Genomic DNA, 375 nt, shown 5'->3' on the forward strand with positions numbered 1-375 from the left:
GTAACTACTCAGCTTAATTAGGAAAAAAGGCATGCCAAATACATGTTTTCCATTCGAAAACATGAAAAAGAAAATACTCCAATAAGAGAAAGAATCTATATCAAATAGAGAAGTTCTCTTATGAAGTCGTGCTATCCCAAGGAACCGTTCCGGTTTCTATAACCTGGCCTATCGCTTGTAAGACAGATTGTTTTTGTTTTTTCATGGTACTCATAAAGCTCCGTATCTGACAAAAAGATTCTGCACCTTTCTTACTTCGGAAAGTCCCAGACACTTTCTGTTTTACTTTTGCCATCCGAATATCCCGTTCCGCTTGATTATTATCAAATGGAATGTCTGGATGTTCTAAGAATGCTAGAATTCTGTCATCATATT

At 36.3% G+C, this 375-nt stretch carries 1 protein-coding gene; it reads right to left on the reverse strand.

Going from position 1 to position 375, the window contains the following annotated elements; translation table 11 throughout:
- Positions 1-118: 118 nt before the first annotated feature.
- A partial coding sequence (locus tag ACODS7_RS32800; RefSeq protein WP_488828747.1) for an IS66 family transposase occupies positions 119-375 on the reverse strand: 257 nt, incomplete at its 5' end.

The sequence above is a fragment of the Bacillus sp. FG16 genome (assembly GCF_057809515.1).